Raw genomic sequence first — 10,766 nt, 5'->3', positions numbered from 1 at the left:
GGTCGACGACGTGCCGCGGGGCTTCAGCGTGGATCCGCCCCGTGAGGTCAAAGTATGGTCTGTCCCTGTAATCACCGAACTGCACATACTTTTCGGGATCCCATTTCACTGCTACCTCCAGTCCCMGGMGCTGTTGTCCTACCCGAAGCGTAGCCCCGGCAATGTTGGCCAGCCAAGGAGCCACGCATCCGGCGGGCGCAGCGCACCACCCCGCCGGTGCCGCCGGCAGCATGCGGGCACTAAGCTGGACAGCAATGAAACTCGTTGACCAGCTCCCCGCCCCGGCCGCCCGAGTTCCCGGCAGGACGGCCCTGGACCCGGACGAGCTCTACACCCGGTTTGTCGAGTGGACGGAAACCCGCGGCCTCGCCMTCTACACCRCCCAGGACGAGGCMATCATGGAGCTGGCCGCCGGGTCCAACGTCATCCTGGCCACGCCCACCGGGTCCGGCAAGTCCCTCGTGGCAATCGCCGCGCACTTCCAGGCCATGGCCCGCGGACAGCGCAGCTACTACACCGCCCCGATCAAGGCCCTCGTCTCCGAGAAGTTCTTCGCCCTCTGCGATATCTTTGGGGCCGAGAACGTGGGCATGATCACCGGTGACTCCGGCGTCAACCAGGACGCTCCCATTATCTGCTGCACCGCCGAAATCCTGGCCAACATTGCCCTGCGCGAGGGTTCGGCGGCCGAACTCGGCGCCGTCATCATGGACGAGTTCCACTTCTACTCCGACCCGCAGCGCGGCTGGGCGTGGCAAGTGCCGCTGCTGGAACTGCCCCAGGCGCAGTTCTTGCTGATGTCGGCGACGCTCGGCGATGTCAGCCGCTTCGAGGAAGGGATTAGCGCCCTGACCGGCCGCCCGACGACGACCGTCAGCTCCGCCGAACGCCCTATTCCGCTGCACTACTACTACGAACAGACTCCGGTCCACGAGACCCTCGAAGAGCTGCTCGCCACCAAGCAGGTTCCGGTCTACGTGGTGCACTTCAGCCAGGTCKAGGCGATCGACCGGGCACAGAACCTGATGAGCATCAACGTCTGCACCCGCGAGGAGAAAGACAAGATTGCCGAGCTCATCGCCGGGTTCCGCTTCGCCGCGGGCTTCGGCAAGACCCTCAACCGGCTGGTCCGGCACGGGATCGGCGTCCACCATGCCGGCATGCTGCCCAAATACCGCCGGCTTGTGGAGCAGCTCGCCCAGGCCGGCCTGCTGAAGGTCATCTGCGGCACCGACACCCTCGGGGTGGGCATCAACGTGCCGATCCGCACCGTGCTGCTCACGGCGCTGAGCAAGTACGACGGCGTGCGCACCCGGCTGCTGAACTCCCGCGAGTTCCACCAGATCGCCGGGCGGGCCGGACGGGCCGGCTATGACACCGCCGGCACCGTGGTGGTCCAGGCCCCGGAGCACGTGACCGAAAACGTGAAGGCGATGGCCAAGGCCACGGCCAAGTTCGGCGACGACCAGAAGAAGCTGCGCCAGGTGGTGAAGAAGAAGCCCCCCGAAGGCTTTGTGTCCTGGGGCGAACCGACCTACAAGCGGCTCGTGGAGTCGGTGCCGGACCCGCTCACGTCCAGTTTCACCGTGACGCACGCGATGCTGATGAACCTCATGGAACGTCCCGGCGACCCGTTCCAGGCCGCCCGGCGCCTGCTCACCGAGAACCACGAGACCCGGTCCTCGCAGCTGCGGCTCATGAAGAAAGCCCTGGGCATCTACCGCGAACTGCTCGCGGCAGGCGTCGTGGAGCGCATCCCGCTTCAGGAGCAGGGGCCGGACGGCCGGACGGTCCGGCTCACGGTCCACCTGCAAGCCAACTTCGCCCTCAACCAGCCGCTGTCCCCCTTCGCMCTCGCCGCTCTGGAGCTCCTGGACCCGGAGTCGYCGTCGTACGCCCTGKACGTCGTGTCCGTGATCGAGGCGACCCTGKAGAAGCCGCGCCAGATCCTGTCGGCCCAGCAGAAGAAGGCGCGCGGCGAAGCTATCGCGGCAATGAAGGCCGACGGCATCGAGTACGACCAGCGCATGGCGATGCTCGAGGAAGTTACGTACCCGCAGCCGCTCGCCGAGATCCTCGGCGAGGCCTTTGAGGTCTACCGCAAGGCCGCCCCATGGGTGGGCGACTTTGAACTTGCCCCCAAGTCKGTGGTCCGGGACATGTACGAGCGCGCCATGAACTTCGGCGAATTCGTGCAGTTCTACGGCCTGGCCCGCTCGGAGGGGATCGTGTTGCGCTACCTCGCCGACGGTTTCAAGGCACTCCGGCAGACCGTCCCGCAGGACGCCCTCCGGGAGGACCTGGAGGACCTCATCGCCTGGCTGGGCGAACTGGTCCGGCAGGTTGATTCCAGCCTGCTCGACGAATGGGAAGAACTGACCTCCGGCGCCGCGCCTACCCCGCATGACGCTCCCCCGCCTCCGCCGCCGTCGCTGACCTCCAACGTCCGGGCCTTCCGGGTGATGGTGCGCAACGAGATGTTCCGCCGCGTGGAGCTCTTCGCCGATGAAGCAGCCACGGCCCTGGGCGAGCTCGACGCCGGTTCCGGCTGGGACGCGGAACGCTGGGAGGATGCGCTGGATGATTACTTCGACGAACACAACGACATCGGCACCGGMCCGGACGCCCGCGGCCCGGGGCTCCTGATCATCACCGAGGAACCCGGGGTGTGGAAGGTCCGGCAGATCTTCGATGACCCGGCCCGCCACCACGACTGGGGCATCTCCGCCGAGGTGGACCTGGCGGCCTCGGACGAGTCCGGGACCGCCGTCGTCCGCGTCACGKACGTCAACCGCCTCTAGCGGGACTGCRCCTAATGTCTGGCATGCGGCACGGGCACCCGCCAAGGCCGTCGCCCGCCCGGCACATGCMCCGAGTAAACTCGAACAATGAGTGTAATCCGGCCTGCCGCCCCGCATGACGTCCCTGCCATCCTGCAGATGATCCACGACCTCGCCATCTACGAGAAGGAACCGGACGCCGTCCGGAACACCCCCGAGATGCTCACCGGGGTCCTGTTTGGCGAGAACCCCCGGGTCTTCGCGACCATGGCGGAAAACGCCGACGGCGAGGTCCGCGGATTCGCCCTTTGGTTCCTGAACTACTCCACGTGGGAAGGCGTCCACGGKATTTACCTGGAGGATCTCTACGTCCKGCCCGAGGCCCGGGGCGAGGGCCACGGCAAGGCACTGCTCCAGCATCTGGCCGCCACCGCCGTCGACCGCGGGTACGCGCGGGTCGAATGGAGCGTCCTGGACTGGAACGAGCCCTCGATCAACTTCTACAAGAAGCTCGGCGCGGCCCCGATGGACGAATGGTCCACCTTCCGCCTCACCGGCGCGGCGCTGGAAGCCTTCGGCTCCGGCGCGGGCTCGGACGATTTCCGTGCAGGCGTCCGCGAGGAGGCCTCCCGTGGTTGATCTTCCGGTGACGGGGCTCATGGGAGCCGCCCTCCTCGAGTCCGGATCCACCGTCCGGCGCCACGTCCGGGCRCGCCACACCTACCGCGGCATGCGCACCGCGGAACACTACTTCCAGGTACCCCTGGACCACTTCAGCGAGGACGGACGCCGCGGCGCGACCATCACGGTGTTCGCCCGCGAATACGTGTCCACCGAGCACAGCGAGGAAGCGGCGGCCGAGCTTCCCTGGCTGCTCTACCTGCAGGGCGGCCCCGGCGGGCGCGGTAACCGGCTGCCGTCCCTGGGCGGCTGGAGCAAGGCCGCCGCACGGGACTTCCGGATCCTCATGCTGGACCAGCGYGGCACCGGCCTGTCCTCGGCAATCGACCGGAACACGCTGCCGCTGCGCGGCAGCGACGCGGCGCAGGCACGCTACCTGGCGCACTTCCGCGCCGACTCCATCGTCGCCGACGCCGAGGCCATCAGGTCGGCCCTGGGCGCCGCGCCCTGGACCGTCTACGGCCAGAGCTACGGCGGATTCTGCGCCCTCAGCTACCTCTCCTTCGCGCCCGAGGGGCTGCGCGAGGTGCTCGTGACCGGCGGCCTTGCCCCGCTGGGCGGCTCCGCGGACCGCGTGTACCGCGCAACGTTTCAGCGCGTCGCGGCCCGGAACGCCGAGTACTTCAGCTGGTACCCCGAGGACCGTGCCGCCATCACCCGGATCGCCCGGCATCTGCGGGAGACGGAGGAATTCCTGCCCGACGGCAGCCGCCTCACCGTGGAGCGCTTCCAGATGGCGGGTTCCTTCCTGGGCGGCAACACGCGGGTGGATGCGCTCCACCACCTGCTCGAGGACGCCTTCGTGGCCACACCCGACGGCGACCGCCTCTCGGACGCGTTCCTGGAACAGGTCCGGGGCCTCGTGTCCCGGGCCGCGAACCCCCTGTACGCGCTGATGCACGAATCCATCTACGGCCAGTCCGCGGCCACCGACTGGGCCGCCTGGCGGGTCCTGGCGGAATTCCCCGAGTTCCGACCCGACGCCGCGGAGCCGCTCCTGACCGGTGAAATGGTCTACCCCTGGTACTTCGAGCAGGACCCGGCCCTGCGCCCGCTGCAGGGCGTGGCACGGCTGCTCGCCGAGAAGGATGACTGGGGCCCGCTCTACGATCCGGAGCGGCTGGCCCTCAACACCGTGCCCGTCGCCGCGGCCGTGTACACGGACGACATCTACGTGGACCGCGAGCTCTCCCTGGAAACCGCGGCCGCCGTCCGCGGCCTGCAGGTGTGGGAGTCCGACGAGTTCCACCATGACGGCATCGCGGACGACGGTGAGGCGATCTTCGGCCGCCTGCTGGCGATGGCCCGCTCCGCCCGCCGCTGAGCGGGCACACTGACCCKGCATCCCCCGTGCGGACATCCGCCGTGTGATCAGCTGCTGTGCGGGAGGGGGCCGGCCTGCTAGGCCGCCGTTGCCGCGGCCGCCCGGCCCCTGGCTGCAGCCGGGACGGCGACGGCCAGCACCCCCGCGGCGAGGGCGGCTGCGGCGAGGTTCAGTCCCTGGTAGCCGACCCCGGCCATCACCAGGCCGGAGAAGCCTGCGCCGAGCGCCCCGGCGGCTCCCATGAGGGTGTCTGAGACGCCCTGGACAAGGACACGGTCCTCGGCGGAGACGCTTTCGGCGAGGAGCGTAGAGGCCGCGATGGTGGCCGCCGACCAGCCCAGGCCGAGCAGCACCAGTCCCGCCGTGACCAGGACGGGTTGCCGCTGCMCGAATCCGGCGACGCAGACGGCGAGCAGAATCAGCCCGTGCCCCAGAATGATCACGGGGAGGCGGCCGGTCTTATCGGTGAGCCAGCCCATCACCGGCGAGAGCGCGTACATGCCGGCGATGTGCAGCGAGATCGTGAAACCGATCAGGACCAGGACGTCCGTGCTGGCGGCATGGACATGTCCGGCCGGCATGTCGGCCATTGGGCCTTCGGCGAGGAGCTGGAGATGCAGCGGGGTCATCGACATCACGGCCACCATGCAGCCGTGCGCGGCCACGATCGCGAACAGGGCCAGGCGTGCCCGCGGTGACTTCCCGACAGCCCGGAGGCCGGCGCGGAGGCCGTGCCGGCGTCGGGCAGCCGTGGTACCTTTCGCCGCCAGGGGCTCTCCGGCCGTCCTGATCCGGGCCGCGAGCAGCAGCGGATCCGGGCGCAGGCCGATGACCAGCAGCACGGCGGCCAGGGCCAGCCCGGCGGCGGAGAAAAGGAACGGCCCTGCGAGTGCCGGCAGACCCAGGGCCTCCCCCACGGCTGCTCCCGGGCGGATCAGGTTGGGTCCGGCGACGGCGCCGATCGTCACCGCCCAGACAACGATTGCGAGGGAGCGTCCGCGGTGTTCGGCGTCGGCGAGGTCGACAGCGGCGAAGCGGGCCTGGAGGTTGGCGGCGGTCCCCAGGCCCAGGAGCGCGGCTCCCAGCAGCAGCACCGGGAACACCCCGGATACCGTGGAAGCGATGATGAGCAGGGAGCCGGCCATGGCGGACAGCTGGCCGGTCACGAGCGCCGCCCGGCGGCCCCGGCGTCCGGCCAGACCGGCGAGGGGCAGGGCCGCGACGGCGGCGGCCAGCGTCACCGCCGTGGTKACGGAACCGGCCCAGGCATTGGAGCCGGACAGCTGGACGGCCAGCAGGGACCCGACGGAGAGGCTGGCACCGCTGCCCACGCTGCTCAGGAGCTGGGCAACGCTCAGGACGGAAACAGTGCGGCGCTGGACCCGGTGCAGGTCCAGCGCCGCAGAGTTACGTGCCGCAGGGTAAAAGGTCTTCACGGTCCGAGCATAACGCGTCYGGCACGTGCCGGCGCCTGCCGGAAGGCGCCGGCCGAAGTCCCGCGCTGCGGACCGGTCGCGCCGGAGCTATTCGACGTCGCTCAGGCTCTTGCGGGCGTCCTCTTCGAGCCGGGCGTCCAGCTTGGATTTGGACGCCTTGGAGCTGATCAGGCTCGCGATCACCGCGATGATGATGGTGCCGATGATCACGGCGAGGGAGACGTAGGTGGGGATCTCCGGCGCCCATTCGATGTGCTGGCCGCCGTTGATGAAGGGCAGTTCATTGACGTGCATGGCGTGCAGGACCAGCTTGACGCCGATGAACGCCAGGATGACGGACAAGGCGTGCTTGAGGTAGATGAGCMGGTTCATGAGGCCGCCGAGCAGGAAGTACAGCTGGCGCAGGCCCATGAGGGCGAAGATGTTCGCCGTGAAGACGATGAAGGCGCTCTGGGTGAGGCCGAAGATCGCCGGGATGGAGTCGACCGCGAACAGCAGGTCCGTCATGCCGATGGTGACAAAGACGATCAGCATCGGGGTGAAGACCTTCTTGCCGTCCACCACCGTGCGGAGCTTGCCGCCGTCGAACTTCTMGGACATCGGCAGGACCCTGCGGATCCGGGCGATCAGCGGGTTTTCCTTGTCTTCCTCGTCCTCGCCCTCGTCCTGGGCCTGCTTCCACGCGGTCCAGAGCAGGAAGGCGCCKAAGATGTAGAAGACCCAGCTGAACTGCTCGATCACGATCGCGCCGAGCATGATGAAAATGCCGCGCAGGATCAKGGCGATGATGATGCCCACCATGAGCACTTCCTGCTGGTACTTACGCGGTACCGAGAAGCGGGCCATGATGATGATGAACACGAACAGGTTGTCGATACTGAGGCTGTATTCCGTCACCCAGCCGGCGATGAACTGGCCACCGAACTCCGGTCCGGTGAAGGCGAACATGGCGCCGGCGAACACCAGGGCCAGGGCCACGTAGAACGTGACCCACAGTCCGGCTTCTTTCATGGAGGGCTCGTGCGKGCGTTTAAGCACCATCAGCAGGTCAATGGCCAGGATGATGCCGAGTACGACAAACGAGCCGATCTCGAACCACAGGGGAAGGTCGGGCACGGGGGAAATACCTTTCGTAGGGTACAGCTCAGCGGTGTAAGTCTCTCCGACCGCCGGCGCGTGATGCCGCCTGGCTGCCCGCTACGCCCGGCACGGCATCGTAGCCGTGCGTGTTGACGATMGTAGCGCTTGGGATACTCCCCTACGTTCGTCCGAGTTTACCCTAGGCGTGCCCCGCCGACTGCATTTGCCGCAGTTCCTTCTTCAGTTCCCCCACCTCGTCGCGCAGCCGCGCCGCGAGCTCGAACTGCAGCTCCCCGGCCGCGGCGTGCATCTGCTCGGTGAGCTGTTCGATCAGCCCGACAAGGTCCTCGGCCGGGGCCGCCGCGAGCCCGTCCGCCCGGATGACCGCGGCGCCCTTGCCCTTGCCGCGGTTCTTGCCTGCCGCCGCCAGCAGTTCGCGGGTGTCCGCGTCTTCCTTGGCMAGCTGGTCGGTGATGTCCGCGATSTTCTTCCGGAGCGGCTGGGGGTCGATCCCCTTCTCCGTGTTGTAGGCGACCTGGATGGCGCGCCGGCGGTTGGTCTCGTCGATCGCATGGGCCATCGAGTCCGTGATCCGGTCCGCGTACATGTGCACCTGGCCGGACACGTTACGTGCGGCGCGGCCGATGGTCTGGATCAGGGAGGTGGACGAGCGCAGGAAGCCTTCCTTGTCCGCGTCCAGGATGCTGACCAGCGAGACCTCCGGGAGGTCGAGGCCTTCACGGAGCAGGTTGATGCCCACGAGGACGTCGAAAACGCCCATCCGCAGTTCCCGCAGGAGCTCCACGCGGCGCAGGGTGTCGACGTCGGAGTGCAGGTACTCCACCTTCACGCCGTGGCCCAGGAGGTAGTCGGTGAGGTCCTCGGCCATCCGCTTGGTCAGCGTGGTCACCAGGACGCGTTCGTTCTTGGCCGTGCGGGTGCGGATCTCGCCCAGCAGGTCATCGATCTGGCCCTTGGTCGGCTTGACGATCACCTCGGGATCGATCAGGCCGGTGGGCCGGATGATCTGCTGCACAAAGCCGTCGGACTTGCCGAGCTCGTACTTGCCCGGAGTGGCGGAGAGGTAGACGGTCTGGCCCACGCGCTCAAGGAACTCATCCCATTTCAGCGGCCGGTTGTCCATCGCCGAGGGCAGCCGGAAGCCGTGGTCCACCAGCGTCMGCTTACGGGACATGTCCCCCTCGTACATGGCGCCGATCTGCGGGACGGTGACGTGCGATTCGTCGATCACTAGCAGGAAGTCGTCCGGGAAGTAGTCGATGAGGCAGTGCGGCGCGGTCCCGCCGTCGCGGCCGTCGATGTGCCGGGAGTAGTTCTCGATGCCGTTGCAGAAGCCCATCTGCTGCATCATTTCGAGGTCGTAGGTGGTGCGCATCCGCAGCCGCTGGGCCTCGACGAGCTTGTTCTKGCTTTCCAGGACCTTGAGGCGTTCAGCGAGCTCGTCCTCGATTTTCGTGATGGCCCGGCTCATGCGTTCCGGCCCGGCGACGTAGTGCGAGGCAGGGAAGACGTACATCTCGGTCTCATCCCGGATCACCTCGCCGGTCAGCGGGTGCAGCGTGTAGATGTTCTCGATCTCGTCGCCGAAGAACTCGATCCGGATCGCCAGTTCCTCGTACATGGGAATAATTTCCACGGTGTCGCCGCGGACCCTGAACGTGCCGCGGTGGAAGTCCATGTCATTGCGGGTGTATTGCATGGCGACGAACTTCCGCAACAGGTCGTCGCGGTTCATCTCCGCACCCTTGCGGAGCGTCACCATGCCGGCGATGTACTCTTCCGGGGTGCCGAGGCCGTAGATGCAGGACACCGTGGCGACCACCACGACGTCGCGGMGGGTCAGCAGGGCGTTCGTGGCGGAGTGGCGCAGACGTTCGACTTCCTCATTGACGGAGGAGTCCTTCTCGATGAAGGTGTCCGTCTGCGGCACGTAGGCCTCGGGCTGGTAGTAGTCGTAGTAGGAGACGAAGTACTCGACCGCGTTGTTGGGCAGCAGTTCGCGGAATTCGTTGGCCAGCTGCGCGGCAAGGGTCTTGTTCTGCACCATCACCAGGGTGGGGCGCTGGACCTGCTCAATCAGCCACGCCGTCGTCGCGCTCTTACCGGTGCCCGTGGCGCCAAGCAGCACCACATCCTTCTCGCCGTTGCGGATCCGCTCGGTGAGTTCCGCGATCGCCGCCGGCTGGTCGCCCGCGGGCTGGAAGTCGCTGATGACCTCAAAGGGCGCCACGACACGGTTGATTTCCTGGGCAAGGCTCATGTATCTAATCTACCGCCGGCCTCCGACACGATGTCCCGATTCAGCTTTGGGCAGTACCCGGACCGGTGTCGTCACYGGTGTCGTCACCGGCGTCGTCACCGTACGACGGCGGCTGCCAGCCGGTSCGCGACACCCACGCTTCCATACGGGGCGCGGCGTAGTCGGTGAACCAGCCTTCCTTGTCCGCCGCGTAGCCGGCGGTGGACTTGTCGACGTCGTGCAGGCCGGCCACCCGGATCTTCTCGGCGACATAATCCGCACCGGCCCGGGCGTCGGCGCGGAGCCAGTCACGGAAACACAGGGCGTACCGCCAGCCCGGCGATCCGGCGGCGCGGATGTGCAGGTTCACGGCGCGGCCGGGATCGGCGTTGCCGTGCAGTCGTTTGCCCCAGTCGGCGGGGTCGGAGTGCGAGGGTTTGGGGTTGTCGGAAATGATGCCGGGCCAGCGCGGAAATCCGGCCTCGGCCAGCAGCGGCGCGATCCTGTCTGCGGCCTCAAGGTCGCGGACGCCCAACTGCAGGTCKATCACGTCCTTGGCGTCCAGGCCCGGGACGGCAGTGGAGCCGATGTGGTCAAGGGACAACACGTCCTCCGGCACGGCGGCGCGGAGCCGGTTGATGAGCCGGCCTGCCTGCGCCGACCAGGACGGATCCGCCGGTGCAAGGACCGGGCCGCCGGTCCGCGGCGCAATCTTTTGCTCCTTGAGGTTCAGCGCGAACGGCGCCAGCCGCCCCTCCCACAGCGCATCAACCGCGAGCCTCAGTTCCTCGGGKGTGCCCGAGTTGTCCACCACGACGTCCGCGGCCCCCAATCGGTCCTCACGGCTTGCCTGCGCGGCCATCCGGGCGTGCGCCTCGTCGACGCCCATATTGCGGTGTTCGGACATGCGCCGGACCCGGACGTCGTCCGGGGCGTCGACCACCACCACGAGGTGGAAGTTCTTCCCCTGCCCGGTTTCCACCAGCAGGGGGATGTCCTGGACTACGACGGCGCCGGCCGGGGCGGCCGCAACCATCGCCGCGGCGCGCTCCCGGACCAGCGGATGGACAATTCCGTTCAGCACGGCCAGGCGTTCCGGATTGCCGAAGACCAGGGAACCCAGCCGGGCCCGGTCCAGCCGGCCATCGGAGGTCAGGATGGCGGCGCTGAACGCTTCGACCACCCGCGCCAGCCCCGGCGTGCCG

7 protein-coding genes and 1 pseudogene are annotated in these 10,766 nt (G+C 67.9%); 3 read left to right on the top strand and 5 right to left on the bottom strand.

Going from position 1 to position 10,766, the window contains the following annotated elements; all coding sequences use genetic code 11:
• Positions 1 to 109: pseudogene (locus tag AC1DBQ_RS18200) on the bottom strand (trans-aconitate 2-methyltransferase); the annotation flags it as partial.
• 145 nt (positions 110 to 254) lie between these two features.
• Here AC1DBQ_RS18200 and AC1DBQ_RS18195 point away from each other — a divergent pair.
• The 3 genes from AC1DBQ_RS18195 (at position 255) to AC1DBQ_RS18185 (ending at position 4,785) form a co-directional block, all read left to right on the top strand.
• Positions 255 to 2,801, top strand: coding sequence for a DEAD/DEAH box helicase (locus AC1DBQ_RS18195; RefSeq protein WP_476929845.1), 2,547 nt, complete (start codon positions 255 to 257; stop codon positions 2,799 to 2,801).
• 87 nt (positions 2,802 to 2,888) lie between these two features.
• Positions 2,889 to 3,419 carry an N-acetyltransferase family protein gene (locus tag AC1DBQ_RS18190; protein ID WP_476929844.1) on the top strand — a complete coding sequence of 177 codons (531 nt, stop codon included), beginning with the start codon at positions 2,889 to 2,891 and terminating at the stop codon, positions 3,417 to 3,419.
• 19 nt (positions 3,420 to 3,438) lie between these two features.
• Complete coding sequence (locus AC1DBQ_RS18185) at positions 3,439 to 4,785, top strand: alpha/beta fold hydrolase (protein ID WP_476929846.1); 1,347 nt, start codon at positions 3,439 to 3,441, stop codon at positions 4,783 to 4,785.
• Between the two features lie 77 nt (positions 4,786 to 4,862).
• Here the strand turns inward: AC1DBQ_RS18185 and AC1DBQ_RS18180 are convergent, their stop codons facing one another.
• From AC1DBQ_RS18180 to coaE, 4 genes are all read right to left on the bottom strand, one after another.
• Positions 4,863 to 6,221, bottom strand: a complete 1,359-nt coding sequence (locus AC1DBQ_RS18180; protein ID WP_476929843.1) for an MFS transporter — start codon at positions 6,219 to 6,221, stop codon at positions 4,863 to 4,865.
• Positions 6,222 to 6,308: 87 nt separating this feature from the next.
• Positions 6,309 to 7,337: a TerC family protein gene (locus AC1DBQ_RS18175; protein ID WP_476929842.1), complete on the bottom strand. Its 1,029-nt coding sequence runs from the start codon at positions 7,335 to 7,337 to the stop codon at positions 6,309 to 6,311.
• Between the two features lie 163 nt (positions 7,338 to 7,500).
• Complete coding sequence (gene uvrB / locus AC1DBQ_RS18170) at positions 7,501 to 9,582, bottom strand: excinuclease ABC subunit UvrB (RefSeq protein ID WP_476929841.1); 2,082 nt, start codon at positions 9,580 to 9,582, stop codon at positions 7,501 to 7,503.
• Positions 9,583 to 9,622: 40 nt separating this feature from the next.
• Positions 9,623 to 10,766 (bottom strand): dephospho-CoA kinase (coaE, locus tag AC1DBQ_RS18165; protein WP_476929840.1); only part of this gene is annotated, 1,144 nt, incomplete at its 5' end.

It is taken from the genome of Arthrobacter sp. 10T413_2, from assembly GCF_056394205.1.
Note: the sequence above shows the minus strand (reverse complement) of the source record. Positions and strands in the feature narration are given on the sequence as shown.